The organism is Vibrio caribbeanicus ATCC BAA-2122 (assembly GCF_000165125.1).
In the GTDB taxonomy this organism is placed as follows: Bacteria; Pseudomonadota; Gammaproteobacteria; order Enterobacterales; family Vibrionaceae; genus Vibrio; species Vibrio caribbeanicus.
On record NZ_AEIU01000006.1, the window covers coordinates 12,822 to 30,346 of the forward strand.

The following is a 17,525-nucleotide window of genomic DNA, read 5'->3' on the forward strand; positions in this document are numbered from 1 at the left end:
CTAGGATTCTTCCGCTTCGAGGTTTAACGGTAAATTTTTGGGTACGCGTATAATAAAGCGAACGCCTTCCCCAAGCTGAGACTCGAACTTCAATTCCCCTGACAATTTCTTGTTAATCAGGTTAAAGACCAGATTAAGTCCTAAACCCGAGCCGCCTCGACCTCTTTTGCTGGTGTAAAAAGGCTCGAAAACTTTTTGATGCAAAGATGGATCAACGCCCCCACCGTTATCCTGATAATCGAAAATAATATCATCACCGTCTTCTTCATAGCTTATTGATATTTGTGGTAACTCCTGATAATCAAAGGCGTGGTTGACACTGTTTAAAACCAGATTTGAAATTACTTGAGTCAGTATGCCAGGTAAACTGTTCATCGTGACGGATTGGTCACCGCATATTTGTGGTACAACTGATATTTTTCTTGTTTCTGGTTGTAAACTTGTCATCAATGAGCACAAGACTTGGTAGACATTAAATTCGCTGCGACTTTCAGAGACTTGGTCGACAGCGGTTTGTTTAAAGTCTTTAACCAACTGTGCAGCGCGACTAATATTGTGTTCAAGCATAGTGCTGCTCGTCATCAGTCTCTCCATAAGCGACTGAAATTGCTCAGTGGTGAGGGTTTGGTTCTGAAATGCATCATTTGCTTCATGGATGACTTCTTTGATTACAGACGTCGCTGTTACAGCAATACCCAGAGGTGTATTAACCTCATGAGCAACGCCAGCAACCAAGCCACCAAGTGCTGCGAGTTTCTCCTGTTCAATCAGCTGCTTTTGTGCGCGTTCAAGTTTATCTAGGCTTTGTTTCAAATCAAAAGTTCGCTCGGCGATCAAGTGCTCAAGATTATCATTGAGATCCTCAAGCTCTATTTGTGTCAACTTGAGATCGGTGATGTTAATTGCAGTGCCTCTAAAACCAATAAACTTGTCTTCTTTGAATTGTGCCTTCGCTTTGAACATTAAGTGAAGCGTAATACAGTTAACAACAATAGTCTCTTCACAATGAGAAAAGTCATTTTGGTGCCTTAAATACTCTCGTAGTTGATAACAACTAGATAAGGGTTTGAGTGCAATTAGCTTAGGCTTCTGATCCATTTCAATGTCCAGCGAAAATTGCATGCTTTCGGAGCAATAAACCAATTCACCGATTTCATTCACTTCCCACAGCCAGTCGGAAGAGATATGAGCAAAGTCACTGAGCTTTTTTTTCTCTTCATGCACTTTTCTGTAGAGATAATCAAAACCGTGCACCAGCTTGTTGACCTCTTCGGCTAGCTGTCCGAGCTCATCGTCTCGTCTTGCCAGCCAACTTGTCTTTTTGAACGCAAGCTGTTTTGGTGGTTCTATGGGGTTGTAATGGCGCAGATAATGTCCAATTTCGAAGGTTCTCCGGTTTACCGCATGGTTAAACACTAGCAACATAAGAGACACAACAATGATCGTTTTTACGCTATTTACCACGAGATAATAAGCCGCTTGCCATGCAAGAGCTTGATAGATGGCTTCATTATTGGTTTGCATGATCATTTGTCCGATGTCGACAGAATGCGAGCCATCAGATGATAGAAATGTTAACGTGAATTGCTTTTCAGTGTAGTTGGTTGTGAGTTTTTCTCCTGCTTCAAAAGTAAACACGTCGCTCTTGATACACAGATAGTCTACTTTTGGTAGGAGAACTAGGGAATCTAGCTCCCTTTGTAAATGAGCAACATCGAACTCCCAAAGCGTGGTACTGATGAGAGGGCCGTGAATTTCTTTGATTTCATGATAACGCTGATCAATCTCGCTAAATTCTTTATCGTATTGCCAAGAGAGTTGGAGTAATGTTTTCAAGACAGTGATGACGCCACTTATAATAACCAGCACCAGAAAAATACGCTTTCCGAGTTGGCTGTTGAATGAAGAAGTAATGTCTTTTTTAAATTGGCTCATCTCATCTATCTACGAAATTAAGGTTATTCTTGAGTATAGACATTATTATCAGCCTTGAATTTGAACAGAAGGTGGAGAGTTACTGTAATGCAACTACAATAATAGAGGGTTAAGTTGTTATGTTTATCAAATAATGACTATAGTCAGTCTGTAGCAGTTAAACATGGCGAGATAAAAAACAAGTGGCATCCATTAGACAATCATAACGCTGAGTCACTTGCTACATAATAGTGATGCGGTGTGGCAAAAGTTGTAGAATTTTGAAGCAGGACGGCGTATTCGATTTACAAATCATCGAATTATGGTTAAAAAGAACGAAAGTATTAGTGATAGATGACGATAATAAGTAGTGATTAAATTGCGAAAGATGAATTATGACTGGGATACTAACTGAAAGCGGCACTAATGAACTCGAAATCATTGAGTTTCACCTGTTTAAGAAGTTGCCTGATGGCAGCCAGAAGACATGTTACTACGGTATCAACGTTGCCAAAGTCCGAGAGGTAATACAGGTGCCGGAAACAACGGACTACCCAAATGCTCAGCCCCACATGATAGGTGTGTTTTCATCAAGGGACGTATTGACTCCGCTAGTGGATTTAGCCGGCTGGCTTGGGGTACCTACAGAGAAAGAGCTGACAAGGAAGTTCGTTATTGTCACAGATTTTAACGATATGACTAACGGCTTTTTAATCGATAGTATCAGTCGAATACACAGAATTTCGTGGAATGATGTTGAGTCTCCTAGCCAATTTTTAGAAGCAGGAGAACAGGACTGCGTTGTTGCTGTTGTGCGACAAGAACGTAATCTGATAATGATATTAGACTTCGAGAAGATCATTGCTGACATCAACCCTGAACTCAGTATGGAAAAATACGATGTCACAATGGACAAAAATGTCGATCTTAATCAGCGTATGGTTGCTAAACGGAACGCTAAGACTATTCTCATTGCTGAAGATTCGGCTTTCATACGCTCGATGATTCAAGATACGCTCAGTTCAGCGGGTTATAACATCATCGCATGTAAAGACGGTGGAGAAGCGCATGAGAAATTCATGAGTATCGTCGAGGTAGCGAAAAAAGAGGATGTTCCTGTCAGTGAGTTCGTCAACGGATTAGTGACCGATGTGGAAATGCCTCGTATGGATGGGTTGCATCTTCTCAAGCGCTTGCGTGATCATGACTCTTACAAAGAAATGCCAATTATCATGTTTTCTTCTTTAATGAGTGAAGATAACAGGACTAAAGCGTTTGGTTTGGGTGCCAATGAAACTATTACTAAGCAAGAAATTGGTAAAATGGTTGGTTTGATGGATGAACACGTATTTAAGAGCTAGTTAGGGAAAGTGACAGTAAAAAAAGACGCATATTTGCGTCTTTTTTTCGAGATAATTATGCTTCGCTGCGTCTATTGTGACCACGTTCACCACGGTAGTTGCCTCGGTGATCGCCCCCACGGTTGCGATCGAAGCGACGTTCACCTTCACGGTTGCCACGGAAGTTGCCTTCACGACGTCCACCCTCGCGGTTGCCTCGGTAGCCACCGCCGTCACGGCGTCCACTATCACGACGACCTCTTGGTTCACGGAAATCGTTGAAGTCACATACGACAGCATCGACTTGCTTTTGACGAATGCGGAGCTTACGTAACTTACCTGCAGTTTCAGAAGACATCGCTTTTGGCAATTGAACGTAGGTTTCGCCTTGAGCAAGTTTGATAGCGCCGATAGAGCCCTTAGTTAAGCCCAACTCATTTGCCAAAGCACCAACGATATCTTTAACTTGAACGCCTTGCTCCCGACCTACTTGGAGTTGGTAAGTGTCCCAATCTTGATTATTAAAGCTTCGACCACCTTCACGGCGTCCGTCGCGACCGCTTTCACGACGTTCTTTGCGACGTTGTTTATCACGTTCGATAGCTTCAATCATAGGGTCAGCGCCAATGTAGAATAATGGGCGTTTACCTTGTTGGCGCTTAAGTAGAATTGCGGCCAGTGTGGCAGCATCAAGCTCAAGCGTGTCCTGTAACTTTTCGACTAATTCGGTAAATTTCTCTAGTGCTTTGTGCTCTTTTTCCGTTTCAAGTTCAGCACCCAGTTTTTCTAATCGAGCTGCGGCAACCTTGTCACGATGTGGAAGCTGAATTTCTTCCATTGTTGACTTAGTGACGCGTTCGATAGTTCTTAGCATACGCAACTGGTTAGTACGAACCAACAGGATAGCTTTACCTTTACGTCCAGCTCGGCCTGTGCGACCAATACGGTGGATGTAAGATTCAACATCGAAAGGAATATCGTAGTTAAATACGTGAGTAATACGTGGTACATCGAGGCCACGAGCAACAACGTCTGTAGCAACTAGGATATCAATTACGCCTTGTTTGATATGATCAACAGTACGTTCTCTCAAAGACTGTGGGATATCACCGTGAAGCGCCGATGCTTTGAAACCACGAGCGCAGAGCCAGTCAGCCAGACGCTCAGTATCTTGACGTGTACGAACAAACACAATAGACGCGTCTGTTTCTTCAGTCTCAAGTAAGCGAGACATTGCTTCGTCTTTTTCGACGCCTTTAACAACCCAGAACTGCTGTTCTACTTTATCCACAGTGTGGTTTTTGCCAGCTACGTCTATGGTAATAGGGTTACGTAGAAAACGCTCGACGATGTTTTTAAGCATTGGAGGCATAGTTGCGGAGAACAGAACACGTTGCGCTGATTCAGGTGCATGTTCCATTATTGCAGTTACGTCATCAACAAAGCCCATGTTTAACATTTCATCTGCTTCATCAAGAACGAAAGTATGAACTTCATCAAGGTGAAGACGATCGCGATTAATTAAGTCTTGGACTCGTCCAGGTGTACCCACTACGATGTGTGCCCCACTTTTCAGTGCGCGCATTTGATCTACAATTGAAGTACCGCCGTAGATTTCAAGCACTTTAAGGCCAGAAATATTTTGACCCAGATTTTTGATTTCGGCAGCAACTTGAATAGCAAGTTCACGTGTTGGAGCCAGTACAATGGCTTGTGGTTTGCGTTGAGAAAGCTCTAGCTTGTTCAACAAAGGAAGTGAAAATGCAGCTGTTTTACCAGTACCAGTTTGTGCTTTACCAAGTGCATCAGAGCCCTTCATAAGATGAGGAATCGATGCTGCTTGTATCGGAGTTGGAGATACAAAGCCCATACCATCGAGAGCGGAAAGTATGGCGTCGTTAAGCGCTAAATCGCTAAACTGAATTACAGAATCTGTCATTGGGATCCTACTATATTAAACTAACAAAAGGTCCCACGAGCTCTACCAATTCCAATACCAATCCAGATAAGAGCTGATTCCATTCAGATGCGGAAAAGTGTTAAAACGCATCAAGCCACTAGGGACATAAATAAGGGGGCGAATTATTCACTAAATTATGCAAAAAAGCTAGAAAAAATTGAATTTCATCACAAAAAAATATCTTTAAGTATGGTTCGGCGCAGAACTTCGCCAATTTGGGTGCAGTTTAAGCTGTTTTGTCTTTTGAATGTGTCCTGCTCGAAGGATTGATAGCATACATAACTTCTTTGGTGGCTTGGTTATAGGGGGAGTGATATAGTGTCGCTACAGTTTTTAAACAAACGTTTACTCGGTTAAAATACATAAAATGTTCCAAGATAACCCGTTATTGGCTCAGCTGAAACAGCAAATACAAGAAACACTTCCTAAAAAGGAAGGAACGATTAAAGCGACAGATAAAGGCTTTGGATTCTTAGAAGTCGACAGTAAAACGAGTTACTTTATCCCACCACCATATATGAAGAAATGTATGCATGGTGACAAAGTCGTTGCGATTATCAGAACTGAAAAAGAGCGTAAAGTTGCCGAGCCAGAGGAACTTATAGAAAAAGGGTTGTCTCGATTCATAGGCCGAGTAAAGTTCCATAAAGGCAAGCTGAATGTTGTTCCAGATCAGCCTCAACTCAAAAAATTATCGCTCAAGGCAAAAACTCAAAAGGGCTTGAAAAGCGACGACCTTAAAGAAGGTGATTGGATAGTCGGTCATTTAATACGCCATCCATTGACCGATGAGAGTGGCTTTTTTGTTGAAATTAGCCAGAAGGTTGCAGATGCCGATGATAAAATCGCGCCTTGGTGGGTAACTCTTGCGGAAAACGATTTACCCAATAGCGAACCTAAAGGTATCGACCAATGGCAAATTCTTGATGATACTGCTCTAGAACGTCGAGATATTAGCCATCTTCCATTCGTCACTATAGATGGCGAATCTACCAAAGATATGGATGACGCGCTTTATATTGAGAAAAGCGAATCTGGTGATTTCAAGCTTGTTGTTGCTATTGCTGATCCAACCGCTTACATTGTCCCAGACAGTGAAATGGATAAAGTTGCGCGCGAACGAGGGTTTACTATCTACTTACCGGGGCGCAATATTCCAATGCTTCCTCGCGATCTTGCTGACGATTTATGTTCTTTGATGGAAAACGAGGTTCGCCCTGCTCTTTGCTGCTCTGTCACCATAGATAACACAGGTATGATTGCTGATGACATTGAGTTTTTTGCTGCACAGATAAAGTCTCATGCCAAGCTGTCTTACGATCATGTGTCTGATTTTCTCGAAAATGGTGGTTGTGATGAGTGGCAACCCGATGCGGATATCGCCAAGGTTGTGAGTGAACTCTACGAGTTTTCAAAAGTACGCGCTAATTGGCGCGAGCAAAACGCTGTTGTTTTCCCTGATCGTCCCGATTACCGATTTGAGCTAAGTGAAGACAATGATGTTATTGTGATTCATGCTGATAAGAGGCGCAGTGCAAACCGACTGGTAGAAGAAGCGATGATTACGGCTAATATATGCGGTGGTCGTATCTTAAAGACGAGTTTTGATTCAGGTGTTTTTAATACTCATGCTGGCTTCAAACCAGAAAAGCTCGCAGAAGTGGTTGCGCTTGTCAATCCTGAGGGTGAACAAGCTTTCACCGAGGAATCTCTGACAGATCTGAATGGTTTTGCTGAGCTACGTCGCTGGTTGGCGAGCCAAGAGACAAGTTATCTTGATAATCGTATCCGTAAGTTTCAAGCCTACAGTGAAATAGGGAATAAGCCTTTACCGCATTATGCTATGGGGCTTGATATCTATGCGACATGGACATCTCCCATTCGGAAATACGGTGATATGATAAACCATAGGTTATTAAAAGCGCATATATTAGCTAAGGACCCTGTCCAAACGGCCGACGAGAATATTGGTGATGAGCTAGCACTTCGTCGCAAGCTACACAATATGGCTGAGCGTGGGGTATCTGATTGGTTATATACCCGTACTTTAGCTAATGAACCATCGAATAAAACGGTGTTTAACGCTGAAATTTTCGACGTTAATCGTGCTGGTATGCGTGTCCGCTTGGTCGAAAACGGCGCGAGTGCTTTCATACCGAGCTCACTAATACTCTCGGAAAAAGAGCGTCTTGAGGTCAATAGTGATGAAGGACGGGTACTGGTTGATAAGGAAGTGGTTTTTCAGCTTGGTGACACGCTTGAAGTGGTGCTCACTGATGTAAATCAAGAAACCCGTAGCATCGTCGCGAAACCAACCGTCAACTTTACTCAAAAGCAAGATCAGTAAGTATTATAAACAGTACAAGGGCACTTTAGACGCCATTACCTAGCAAGGTGTTGGGTCAAAGTGCCTTGTTAGGTCGCTAGAAATGATTTGAGACCCACCTTTCACACAAATGTCATCTCTGAGAAATAATATAGCCGAAATTATTTTTTTCGATTTTGGGGAATTTATGACATTTCGTTCTTTGCGCGCTCTTGTTCTTGTTTTACCTCTTTTTGTGTCAGTTGTACGTGCGGAAGAAATCAACGTATCGGGGTCGACTTCGGTTGCTTATATTATGGACGTACTCGCTGAAAAGTATAATCAAGCGCACCCAGAAGGTTATATCGCTGTCCAAGGTGTAGGCTCTAGTGCCGGTATTACTTTGGTCAAAAAAGGCATCTCAAATATTGGTATGTCGTCGCGCTATTTAACTGAGATTGAGTCGGATGAATCACTTAACGTTATTCCTATCGCTCTTGATGGACTTGCTGTCATCGTTAATAAGCTGAATCCAATAACTAATATCACCCGAGACCAGCTCTATGAGGTTTATAAAGGGCGTATTTCTAATTGGAAACAGTTAGGTGGCAATGATCAAAAAATAGCAGTTGTAACCCGTGAGGCTTCTTCTGGCTCTCGCTACAGTTTTGAGAGCTTGATTGGGTTAACAAAAGTTGTAAATAGTCGCTTGGTGTCTGACATTAGTAGCGATAATTTGGTGGTAAACAGCAATAGCATGGTTAAAACTCTAGTTAACCATAACAAACAGGCCATTGGCTTTATCTCAACGGGTTCTATAGATAGCTCTGTTAAAGCAGTTGATTTTGAGGGCATAAAAGCGACAAACGAAACGATCTCTAATGGTAAGTATCAACTTTCTCGTCCCTTTCTCGTGTTGTACCAACGTGACCGAGCATCCGACAGTGCCAAGTCATTCGTAAAGTTTCTGACCAGCTTAGAAGCAAAATCTCTGATCAGAGAATATGGTTACACACCGACCAAATAGTTAAACTTTGTGTATGACGTTTTTGAAATCATGCAGGCAAGACCGGCTTAAGTGAAATCCTACCTATGGTCTAGACTTTAAGTAGGATTTTTTTCTGGACAGTAAAATGCCAACTTGGTTGATCAAAGTCTTTTGTGTTTGGGCTGCCATGATTCCTTGGACATCACTTTCCAATGTCGTTAGTGAGAGCACACGGTCTATCAGCTATGTACCTGTGCTTGAAATAAAAGGTCCGATTGGTCCCGCTGTTGCAGATTATGTCATTAAAGAAACACAAAAAGCTAATCAGTCCCGTCATTCCGAACTTATCCTCATTACGTTAGATACTCCAGGTGGTTTAGTCGATAGTTTAAGAGACATCAACCAAGCGATTCTATCATCAGACATCCCCGTTGCTTGTCTTGTTTATCCGCAGGGAGCCCGAGCCGCCAGCGCGGGTACTTTTATTCTTTATGCCTGTCATATCGCTGCAATGGCACCCGCCACAACACTTGGAGCAGCAACGCCAGTGAATATTGGAGGAGATAGCCAAAGGAAAGAGGGAGGTCCAAAAGAGCCGTCAGCTATAGAAAAGAAAGTTATGAATGATTCTATTGCTTACATTCGCTCTTTAGCCCAACTTCGTGGCAGAAATGCCGCGTGGGCCGAGTCTGCGGTTCGCGATGCGGCGACTTTGTCTTCAGAGGAAGCGTTGAAGAAAAATGTGGTGAACTTTATCGCAGAGTCGCCAATGGCGTTAATCAAGAAGCTGGATGGCGTCTCGGTAACGATCAATGAAGCAGAAAGAGTATTGAATACAGACGATGTTAAATTGGAGCAGAGGCCGCCCGATTGGCGTAACCAATTCTTAAGCACAATAACAAATCCCAATATTGCTTACTTGCTGATGATGGTCGGTATTTACGGACTTATTTTGGAGTTTTACAGTCCAGGGATAGGTTTTGGTGGCATTATTGGTGGCATTTGCTTATTGATAGCGGTATATGCGTTCCAAATGCTCCCGGTCAGTTATGTCGGTGTTGGTTTGCTAGTGCTGGGGATTGGGTTGTTAGTAGCAGAATCACTTGTACCTAGCTTTGGTCTATTTGGGATTGGAGGGCTGGTGTCCTTTGTTCTGGGCTCTATTTTTCTTATAGATAGTGATTTACCTGAGCTACAAGTGTCACTTTATCTTATTCATACGTTCGCAATTGCTTCTGCCTTGTTTGCTTTTTTTGTTCTCAAAAGAGTGGTTGAACTCAGATGCCAGGTTTCAGTCAGCGGTACTGAGTCACTAATTGGTCGATACGCATCAGTGGAATGTACATTTGAGGGTAATGGGTACGTAAATATAGATGGGGAGCGATGGGCTGCGAAGGGCGAGGGAGTTTTTGCTCAGGGAGAAAGTGTAGAGATAGAGCGTGTCGACAATCTCACTTTGCATGTCAAAATTAAGGAAAAAAATAATGATTGAGCAGTTTTTATCAGGCGGAATAGTGACTCCACTAATATTGATATTATTTATCGTTATGATCGCCTACAGTCTTTTTAATGTTTTAAGAGAATATGAGCGGGGTGTTATCTTTTTTCTAGGACGTTTCCAGTTAGTGAAAGGTCCCGGATTAATCATTGTCATTCCCGCTATTCAGCAGATCGTTAAAGTCGATATGCGCACAGTGGTCATGGATGTACCAAGTCAGGATGTGATTAGCCGTGATAATGTCTCGGTTCGTGTAAATGCTGTCATCTATTTTCGTGTTGTTGATGCACAGAAAGCCATTATTAACGTTGAGGATTACTTAGCTGCTACGTCTCAACTCGCTCAAACAACATTAAGGTCGGTGTTGGGTCAACATGAGCTGGATGAGATGCTTTCAAACCGCGAAATGCTTAACTCAGATATTCAAGCGATACTGGATGCCCGCTCTGATGGATGGGGCATCAAAGTGTCTGATGTTGAAATCAAACACGTTGACCTGAATGAAAGTATGATTCGAGCTATTGCAAAACAAGCTGAAGCAGAGAGAGCCAGACGGGCAAAAGTGATCCATGCATCAGGAGAAATGGAAGCATCAGAAAAGTTGGTTGAGGCAGCACAAAAAATGGCGACACAACCTAACGCAATGCTACTTCGTTACTTACAGACGTTAACAGAGATTGCGGGGGAAAAGAGCTCAACGATAGCATTTCCCTTACCCATGGAGCTTATGGAAGGTCTATTTAAACGTAACGGGAAAAATGATAAGGGTAGCGAGGATTAGACGACGACTCCGAGGTATTCTGAATCCTGCATCGTTGTAATATCAAGGGATATCATAGTTATATCTCTTTGTTTGATGGAGCGCATCCTAGATACCTTAAAAGTACAAACAGGCTTTCTTGTGACAATGCGACTTTTTGAAATAGGTCAGCAAAAGTATCATCACCGCCAAAACACGCATTAATGTAGTGATTTATCTCTTCTCGCTGATAGCCTTCGACGTAAAGAGAGCGAACCCACTGATATTCGACTGATTTTAAGTTGACGAGTGTAGTCTCACTCAATGTTGTTTGACTGAGTTCCAATTGAATATCCTAAGAGTAACAAACTTGGGTTAAAACAGTTAATCACATAGAGATGAAGGAATCATGACAGAAACGATGATATTTAAGCGAAATCAAGAGACTAAGTTTAACGAGACTGTCTTGTTTTATGTTCGTCGTTACCTAAGTTCAATTTAGATGAACAGATTGACAAATCGTTGCCTTGCCTTTATAGCAAGTTACCCCCGCTGGAACTAGCATCTTGAGGTTACGTGGGTTTATTTAGCCATGCGTATCTTTTCACTTCAGGTATTTGACATGCGCTTCCATTTCTTCGCCAATCTGTTTACGCATATTCATTAATCGAATGGCTGAATCTCTTAATTCAATATCTTCAGGCTCCGTTGGATTCCATTCGGGAACACGTGTTGGATTTCCATCACCATCAACTGCAACCATAATAACAATGCAATGTGTGGTAAGGCGATTGTTCAATTCTTTGGGATCGCTCGCTTGAACATCGATTGCGATGTGCATGGATGTTGTTCCGGTGTAGATTAGCTTAGCACTCACTTCAACAAGATTTCCCACGTGGATTGGGGCTACAAAGCGTATTCCTCCTGCGTATGCGGTAATACAATATTTGCCACTCCAAGCCGCAGCATTTGCGTAGGCCGCTAAATCAATCCATTTCATGACTATACCACCGTGGACTTTACCACCAAAATTTACATCGCTAGGCTCTGCAAGAAATCTAAGTGTCATACTGCGTTGACCGTTACTCATAGTCGGATCCTTAACCGCTCTTATTTGAACAATATTAAGTTGTTTGTTATTTAACTATAGCAATGAAAGCCTAGCGGTGAATTTTGTGACAGTGTATCTTCAGCAAGCCTTAAGGTTCTTGAAGTGGTGAATTGCTTTATTTTGTACGTAAAATAATGAGTTAGGGAGTGTCGTATGATAAAAAACAAGTTCACGTACCAATAAAGTTAAGATCTTCGAGGTCGTGACAAAATCACTTTCGTGATTATAAAAAGTAAACAGAAAGCGTTATTCGAAGATGTTCGCTGACTTGAATTCGAATTGGTGATAACACTCTGAATTCTGTTCCTTAAGTCGATTTGAATACCATTGCAGTTAGCTTCTCATCATGACTGTGGTTTCGAAGCTAACAATTGGTCTAAGATATCCATTGTGTTCTCGAAGTAGGGGTTAAAGGTTAAACGCGCGTGGATTTTGCCTGATTCATTGTAACCCCATGCTGAGTACCACACGTCTTCACCAACCAAGCAGGGGTTGATATCTTTTTCCTGTCCGTTTTCACAAATACGTTGCTTGCCTTTGATACCATAATAGTCATTCTGGGGAGAAAAAAGTAACCCCATATGAGATCCGTTTGAAATTCTGAGAGCAGGAATATTCATAGAGAATCGAGTAGCTCTGGAATCTTCGATGTCATTTTCTCCTAACCAAACCATTTGGTTGTCAGGGTGTGTCATCTTATTTTTAAATGTATCTACAACAAAACCTGTGTCGATAACACTGTCATGCTCGCTCATTACAACAAAAACAGGCTTATCATAAGTTTTTTGCTCAAGTAACTTCCTGACCTCCGTTGATGTTTGATAATAGGCGGCAGCAGCATTCATTGGTAATGAGTTATATCGCAGTGGGTTTGTTTCTGGATCCCTATCTGCCCATGTAACTAAAATACTTAGTATGTCAGCGTATTTTACGACTTCTGAAACTGGTTTTAATGCGGGAGAAAATAGTAAGAGACCTTGAATTGAGGGATCTTCCATCGCATATGCTGTTGTGAGATTAGCGCCAGTAGAGTAGCCACCGAGCCACACTGAGGACGTTTTTTTCTTTAGTAATTTAACGTGGTGATCAACGGTACCTTGCCAGTCTTCGAAAGACGTAAGCTGCAGATCCCCCGCTTTACTCGCATGTCCGGGGAGCAATATTGTTCGCACGAGGTAGCCTTGAGCTGCAAGATGAGAAGCGATATCGCGAAAAGAATACGGTGTATCTCCGAGGCCATGAATAAGCAGTATTCCTTGGCCATTTGGCTTTTTGGGTACGTACTCTCTTGGCGAGACTAGGTCTAACTCAGCGTTTGGGTCTTGAGTTATAAATACTCGATTTTCGCTCAACCAGCCTTGTGTTTCTGATATGTAGTTTTCAAATTCTTCTTGGGAATAGCTCGGCAGTGAATCAGACATTTCATAAGCAGGGTTACGTCCACTATCAGCGCAGCCTAACGTCACGATAAAGAGCACGGCCGAAAAACATATCCCGTAGCCGACTTTACGACTAAGCTTTTTTGGGGAGAGAATCCCAATATTTTGTAAACCCTTCATTACCTCAATCCATTTGTACTTTTGGACACTCTTCTATACTACTGAGTCTACTATTAACAATGTGAATGAAAGATGAACGTGTTCTTTTTCTGTCCTAAAACTGCCCCCAAAGATGAGTTGTATAGCTTTGCATGCCCGTAAAGCAAGCCATTCTCGCCGATCTTAGAATATTGAAGTTTATATTTTCAAGTAACTTGAAAATAGAGAACTCAGAGCATTGCCACCGTACCGAGGTACGAGAAGATAATACTGTGTCATAGTTGGCTATTTCCAATTTTTTGACTGGTTTTTATTAAAAACATTAAAGATTAAATATCTGATTGATATATTTTATTATGCTGTAATCTTATGAAAGAAATTTTATTTTTATTTAAAATAAACATTAAGATATAATAAATTTTCATTTGATTTAAATCCTAACAAAAAGATCTCTGTCACATAAATTTAACATAAATTTATTCATAAAAAACTGCATGAGTTCTTAATAATATACTTAAGTGTATACATAATTACTTATTAATAGTGATTTTATTATCCTGCGTGAAAATGGCCTAAATAAAAATTCATGAATCTTTTATTTAAGATTTCTATAGTTAAATAAAGAACCTTGTTAAGGAATTATTTTTGTGTATTTTTTCTAGCGTTTATAGGAGAAAAATATGAAAAATAATATTAATGTAATTGGCTTGGCTATTACGGCTTTTTCACTGTCAGCAACTGGTGCTGAGTTGCTTGATGTCGAGAGTTTAAATTTATCAAGAGGGAAAGTTTCAGAGTTGAATAGAATCATGAATTTAGGGAACATGAGCGCTCTTAAAAACATGACAGTACAAGAGTTACCTGATGGCACACTCAAACGGAGATTGATTCAGACCTTTGCTGATGTTGATGTAAAATCTTCTTATATAACACTGACTCTTGATAATAATAATCAAGAATACTTTATTGAAGCTAGTGGTTCTGTTTATAAAGGATTAAGTCAGGATCTTGATGAGCTTTCTGAAAACATGTCTGAAGCTAGAGTGAAAGAACTAATTTCAGAAAGAAGAAAGCTAAATGAAATGCAAAAAAGGTCTTTAAAATCAGAGCTCCTTATTGAAAATAATGAGTATAATAAGGCTCAATATATATACCAATTGAGCTATTTAAAGGTGGAAAACAGACGGGTTAGTCGCCCGTTTATCGTTGTTGATGCTAAAACTGGTCAGTTTATTCGCGAATGGGATGGAGCGCACCAGCTAAAAACGTCAGCATTAGCTCATGGTATTGGTGGTAACGAAAAAACACATGCCTATCATTATGGTGTAGATTTTGATCCGATGAAAATCTCAAAAGATGGCAATGTCTGTTCTCTAGAAAACAATCAGGTAGTGACGGTTGATATGCGTCATAGCTGGAATCTTGAAAGGCCACAGTCTGCGTTTACCTATGAGTGTGAGGGTCAAGAGAATAAGAATGATGCAAGATATGTCAATGGTGGCTTCTCCGCCCTTAATGATGCACACTATTTTGGCAGTGTGATCTATGACCTTTACCAAAGCTGGGCAAATACCACACCTTTAAACTCAAAGCTAAAGATGCGAGTTCACTTTGGACAAAAGTTTGAGAACGCTTTTTGGGACGGTGAGGCAATGACTTTTGGTGACGGTGATGTTGATTTTTATCCTCTTGTCGATATTAACGTTAGTACTCATGAAGTCAGTCACGGCTTTACTGAACAAAACTCAAACCTTGAATATTCGAACCAGTCAGGTGGTATAAACGAGTCCTTTTCTGATATCGCGGGCGAAGCCGCAGAATATTTCGTGCGTGGGGAAGTTGATTGGGTCGTAGGTGCCGATATCTTTAAAGGGCAGGGTGGGCTGCGCTATTTTGATGATCCTACCAAAGATGGCCGCTCTATCGGACATACTAAAGATTATTACGATGGTCTTAATGTACATTGGAGCAGCGGTATCTTTAATAAAGCTTTCTACCTTTTGGTACACAAACATAAATGGGACGTAAAGACAGCATTCCAAGCATTTACCTTAGCAAACCAGTTGTACTGGCATGAGACTTCGACTTTTGATCATGCAGCGTGTGGTGTAAAAAGAGCGGCAAAAGATCTGAGACAAGATCAACGTGATATTGTTGACGCTTTCTATTCGGTTGGTGTTAATGCTATCTGCTCAATGCCACCTGAAATTACCAAGCTATCAGTGGGGCAAACGCTTGAAAATATTTCTGGTAAGAAAAACCAAAATTACTACTATGCAGTACAAGTACCTGCTGGTAAATCAAAGTTAACAATTAAGCTAGAGCATTCTGATTATGATAGTTCTAACGACGCCGATCTTTATGTCAGCAATGGTGAGAAACCAACCTCAATGGATGCTCAATGTCAGTCACGTGAAGATGGTAGTGTTGATAGCTGTGTTTTCAATCGACCAGATCAAGGTATATATCTTGTCCTAATTAAAGGGTACTTTGATTTTAGAAACTACTCTCTAACAGCAACGGTCAATTAAAATACTTCTTAATAAGCCTTCACGCAGTATGGTGAAGGCTTTAAAGCTCTAACGTCCCAGTTAACGTGACACATCCTCGAACTCTCCCTCAAGTACTGTGTTCTTATTGCTCGTATTGGTTGCGTTAAATCGAGCCTGTTTAAAAGATCGTTCAATTTTTTTACCTGTGATCAAAGCGATGATGGCAAGTGGTACAACCATAACAAGGCTAAACATAAGGGTGAAAAAGCCTATAAATAACGCACAAGCAAGTGTAACAATTCTGTTCATTCTTAATACCTCTTTATGTTATCTACTCAAGTGACGCCAAAACGTCGTTATCGATCTTTGATTTAGAAGACTTTGCCTATTGTTATCTTATCTATAAGACATTCCGGCTAAACCTAATATCGTGAGGTCACTTGGGTATAAGAGCATATTAATCGATTTGAAATGAACCAAGTATGAACAAAAATAAAAAAGCCACTTTAGAGCTAAAGTGGCTTAGTCAGGCTCAATAATTTCAGGATACTTGAGATTACTGGTTATTTAGGGAGAATTATCGAGAGTACACTATGAATGAACTCCCGTTTTTTTTATGCTTAGCTGACAGGGTAAGTGGGGTACCTTACTCCCATCATCTGCTCCATACAGTGGATCACTTGGCAGCTATAACCAAACTCATTATCATACCAGATGTAAAGAACGCAGCGTTTGTCTTGGGCGATTGTTGCTGCACCGTCTACGACACCTGCAAAGCGCGATCCGACGAGGTCGGTGGATACGATCTCGGTAGATTCTGTATAATCAATCTGTGCAGATAATTCAGATCTTAGTGCTACATCACGTAAGAACGCATTCAGTTCTTCTTTATCTGTTTCTTTTTCCAAGTTGAGGTTCGCAACTGCCATAGAAACGTTAGGTGTTGGAACTCGAATAGCGTTTCCTGTCAACTTACCCGCGAGCTCTGGAAGTGCTTTAGAAACCGCTTTGGCAGCACCCGTTGAGGTCAAAACCATATTAAGTGAAGCACTGCGTCCACGTCGTTCACCAGAATGATAGTTGTCTATTAAGTTCTGATCATTGGTGAATGAGTGAACGGTCTCAATGTGACCTGAGTTAATGGTATATTTGTCGTTAATCGCTTTTAACACCGGGGTTATTGCGTTGGTGGTACAACTTGCTGCAGAAACAATTTTATCTTCTTGCAGAATATCATTGTCGTTTACGCCAAAGACGATATTCTTTATTTCACCTTTGCCGGGCGCAGTAAGAAGTACTTTCTCCGCTCCCTTGCATGCTAGGTGTTGCCCAAGACCTTCCGTATCTCTCCAGACGCCAGTGTTATCTACAATAAGAGCGTCGTTGATACCATACTTGTTGTAATCGATTTCTTCTGGCTTGTTGGCGTAGATGAATTGGATGTAGTTACCGTTTGCGATAATTGCCTTGTTTTCTTCATCAACAATAATACTGCCGTTAAATTGGCCGTGAACTGAATCTCTGCGCAACAGACTTGCTCGTTTCTCAAGGTCACCTTCTTTACCTCCACGAACTACAACAGCACGCAGACGCAGGGGATATCCAGAACCTGACTTCTCAACAAGCAGTCTTGTTAAGAG

Annotated in this window: 13 protein-coding genes; 6 read left to right on the top strand and 7 right to left on the bottom strand. The window is 41.4% G+C overall.

Going from position 1 to position 17,525, the window contains the following annotated elements; all coding sequences use genetic code 11:
* A complete protein-coding gene (locus RH40_RS01450) occupies positions 1 to 1,935 on the bottom strand; it encodes a sensor histidine kinase (RefSeq protein ID WP_009599485.1) in 1,935 nt (644 codons plus the stop codon).
* 374 nt (positions 1,936 to 2,309) lie between these two features.
* Here RH40_RS01450 and RH40_RS01455 point away from each other — a divergent pair, with 374 nt between their 5' ends.
* Complete coding sequence (locus tag RH40_RS01455) at positions 2,310 to 3,275, top strand: chemotaxis protein CheV (RefSeq protein WP_009599486.1); 966 nt, start codon at positions 2,310 to 2,312, stop codon at positions 3,273 to 3,275.
* Between the two features lie 55 nt (positions 3,276 to 3,330).
* Here RH40_RS01455 and RH40_RS01460 read toward each other — a convergent pair whose 3' ends face one another.
* Positions 3,331 to 5,193, bottom strand: coding sequence for a DEAD/DEAH box helicase (locus RH40_RS01460; RefSeq protein ID WP_009599488.1), 1,863 nt, complete (start codon positions 5,191 to 5,193; stop codon positions 3,331 to 3,333).
* Between the two features lie 388 nt (positions 5,194 to 5,581).
* Here RH40_RS01460 and rnb point away from each other — a divergent pair, with 388 nt between their 5' ends.
* From rnb to RH40_RS01480, 4 genes are all read left to right on the top strand, one after another.
* Positions 5,582 to 7,561, top strand: a complete 1,980-nt coding sequence (rnb, locus tag RH40_RS01465) for an exoribonuclease II (RefSeq protein WP_009599492.1) — start codon at positions 5,582 to 5,584, stop codon at positions 7,559 to 7,561.
* Positions 7,562 to 7,727: 166 nt separating this feature from the next.
* On the top strand, positions 7,728 to 8,546 hold the full coding sequence (locus RH40_RS01470) for a phosphate ABC transporter substrate-binding protein (protein WP_009599493.1): 819 nt from the start codon (positions 7,728 to 7,730) through the stop codon (positions 8,544 to 8,546).
* Positions 8,547 to 8,652: 106 nt separating this feature from the next.
* Positions 8,653 to 9,999, top strand: a complete 1,347-nt coding sequence (locus tag RH40_RS01475) for an NfeD family protein (RefSeq protein ID WP_009599494.1) — start codon at positions 8,653 to 8,655, stop codon at positions 9,997 to 9,999.
* Positions 9,992 to 10,786: a slipin family protein gene (locus RH40_RS01480; RefSeq protein WP_009599495.1), complete on the top strand. Its 795-nt coding sequence runs from the start codon at positions 9,992 to 9,994 to the stop codon at positions 10,784 to 10,786. Before RH40_RS01475 ends, RH40_RS01480 begins: the two co-directional genes overlap by 8 nt.
* A 58-nt stretch (positions 10,787 to 10,844) precedes the next feature.
* On the opposite strand, the gene RH40_RS01485 is transcribed toward RH40_RS01480, so the two are convergent.
* From RH40_RS01485 to RH40_RS01495, 3 genes are all read right to left on the bottom strand, one after another.
* A complete protein-coding gene (locus RH40_RS01485) occupies positions 10,845 to 11,090 on the bottom strand; it encodes a hypothetical protein (RefSeq protein ID WP_009599496.1) in 246 nt (81 codons plus the stop codon).
* Between the two features lie 258 nt (positions 11,091 to 11,348).
* Positions 11,349 to 11,834 (bottom strand): acyl-CoA thioesterase, encoded by a 486-nt coding sequence (locus RH40_RS01490; protein ID WP_009599497.1) that lies wholly within the window; start codon positions 11,832 to 11,834, stop codon positions 11,349 to 11,351.
* Between the two features lie 365 nt (positions 11,835 to 12,199).
* Positions 12,200 to 13,414 (bottom strand): alpha/beta hydrolase, encoded by a 1,215-nt coding sequence (locus RH40_RS01495; RefSeq protein ID WP_009599498.1) that lies wholly within the window; start codon positions 13,412 to 13,414, stop codon positions 12,200 to 12,202.
* Positions 13,415 to 14,073: 659 nt separating this feature from the next.
* Between RH40_RS01495 and RH40_RS01500 the strand changes: the two genes are divergently transcribed.
* Positions 14,074 to 15,924 (top strand): M4 family metallopeptidase, encoded by a 1,851-nt coding sequence (locus RH40_RS01500; RefSeq protein ID WP_009599499.1) that lies wholly within the window; start codon positions 14,074 to 14,076, stop codon positions 15,922 to 15,924.
* 60 nt (positions 15,925 to 15,984) lie between these two features.
* Here RH40_RS01500 and RH40_RS01505 read toward each other — a convergent pair whose 3' ends face one another.
* Both RH40_RS01505 and RH40_RS01510 read right to left on the bottom strand, forming a co-directional pair.
* On the bottom strand, positions 15,985 to 16,194 hold the full coding sequence (locus RH40_RS01505; protein ID WP_009599500.1) for a hypothetical protein: 210 nt from the start codon (positions 16,192 to 16,194) through the stop codon (positions 15,985 to 15,987).
* Positions 16,195 to 16,505: 311 nt separating this feature from the next.
* Positions 16,506 to 17,525 (bottom strand): glyceraldehyde-3-phosphate dehydrogenase (locus tag RH40_RS01510; RefSeq protein ID WP_009599501.1); only part of this gene is annotated, 1,020 nt, incomplete at its 5' end.

Bases quoted from the DNA above. Each gene is read 5' to 3' on its own strand.
- RH40_RS01450 (WP_009599485.1), bottom strand. From the start codon at position 1,935: ATGAGCCAATTTAAAAAAGACATTACTTCTTCATTCAACAGCCAACTC.
- RH40_RS01455 (WP_009599486.1), top strand. From the start codon at position 2,310: ATGACTGGGATACTAACTGAAAGCGGCACTAATGAACTCGAAATCATT.
- RH40_RS01460 (WP_009599488.1), bottom strand. From the start codon at position 5,193: ATGACAGATTCTGTAATTCAGTTTAGCGATTTAGCGCTTAACGACGCC.
- rnb (WP_009599492.1), top strand. From the start codon at position 5,582: ATGTTCCAAGATAACCCGTTATTGGCTCAGCTGAAACAGCAAATACAA.
- RH40_RS01470 (WP_009599493.1), top strand. From the start codon at position 7,728: ATGACATTTCGTTCTTTGCGCGCTCTTGTTCTTGTTTTACCTCTTTTT.
- RH40_RS01475 (WP_009599494.1), top strand. From the start codon at position 8,653: ATGCCAACTTGGTTGATCAAAGTCTTTTGTGTTTGGGCTGCCATGATT.
- RH40_RS01480 (WP_009599495.1), top strand. From the start codon at position 9,992: ATGATTGAGCAGTTTTTATCAGGCGGAATAGTGACTCCACTAATATTG.
- RH40_RS01490 (WP_009599497.1), bottom strand. From the start codon at position 11,834: ATGAGTAACGGTCAACGCAGTATGACACTTAGATTTCTTGCAGAGCCT.
- RH40_RS01495 (WP_009599498.1), bottom strand. From the start codon at position 13,414: ATGAAGGGTTTACAAAATATTGGGATTCTCTCCCCAAAAAAGCTTAGT.
- RH40_RS01500 (WP_009599499.1), top strand. From the start codon at position 14,074: ATGAAAAATAATATTAATGTAATTGGCTTGGCTATTACGGCTTTTTCA.
- RH40_RS01505 (WP_009599500.1), bottom strand. From the start codon at position 16,194: ATGAACAGAATTGTTACACTTGCTTGTGCGTTATTTATAGGCTTTTTC.